This window comes from Maribacter spongiicola, assembly GCF_052119685.1.
In the GTDB taxonomy this organism is placed as follows: domain Bacteria; phylum Bacteroidota; class Bacteroidia; order Flavobacteriales; family Flavobacteriaceae; genus Maribacter; species Maribacter spongiicola_A.
Window position 1 is genome coordinate 1 of the sequence record NZ_JBGQOO010000037.1, and the last position, 1,124, is coordinate 1,124.

Below are 1,124 nucleotides of genomic sequence, written 5' to 3' on the forward strand. Positions count from 1 at the left end.
ACAACAACGGCAACGGTAAGCGGAGGAACATGGACGGCAACGGATGCGGATATCTCAGCATTGACCAATGGTACGATTACGGTAACGGCGAACGTGACCGATGTAGCGTTGAACCCGGCAACGGACAATGACCCTATTACATTGGACAACTCGATCCCGACTATCGATATCACCACTCCGATAGAAGGAGACAATATCGTGAACGCATCGGAAGATGGCGATGTAACGATATCCGGAACAACGACAGGTGTAGAGGACAACCAAACGGTAACGGTAAGCTTCTCAGATGGAACAACTACGGTAACGACAACGGCAACGGTAAGCGGAGGAACATGGACCGCAACCGATGCGGATATCTCGGGACTTACAAACGGAACGATCACCGTAACGGCGAACGTAACCGATGTAGCATTGAACCCGGCAACGGACAATGATCCTATTACATTGGATAATTCGATCCCAACTATAGATATCACCACTCCAGTAGAAGGGGACAATATCGTAAACGCGGCGGAAGACGGCGATGTAACGATATCGGGAACGACCACGGGAGTAGAGGACAATCAAACGGTTACCGTAACGTTGAGCGACGGAACAACTACCATAACAACAACGGCAACGGTAAGCGGAGGAACATGGACCGCAACGGATGCGGATATCTCGGGACTTACAAACGGAACGATCACGGTAACGGCGAACGTGACCGATGTAGCGTTGAACCCGGCAACGGACAATGACCCAATTACATTGGACAACTCGACCCCGACTATCGATATCACCACTCCGATAGAAGGAGACAATATCGTAAACGCATCGGAAGATGGCGATGTTACCATTTCTGGTACCACTACCGGTGTAGAGGACAACCAAACGGTAACGGTAAGCTTCTCGGACGGCACGACTACGGTAACAACAACGGCAACGGTAAGCGGAGGAACATGGACCGCAACGGATGCGGATATCTCCGGATTAAATAACGGAACCATTACGGTAACGGCGGACGTAACCGATGTAGCGTTGAACCCTGCAACGGACAATGATCCTATTACATTGGACAATTCGATTCCAACTATAGCTATCACGACACCTATCGAAGGTGACGATATCGTGAACGCATCGGAAGA

At 50.2% G+C, this 1,124-nt stretch carries 1 protein-coding gene; it reads left to right on the forward strand.

Going from position 1 to position 1,124, the window contains the following annotated elements; genetic code table 11:
* Nucleotides 1–1,124: hypothetical protein (locus tag ACEN2N_RS18970; protein ID WP_441825793.1), on the forward strand; the 1,124-nt coding region annotated here is incomplete at both ends.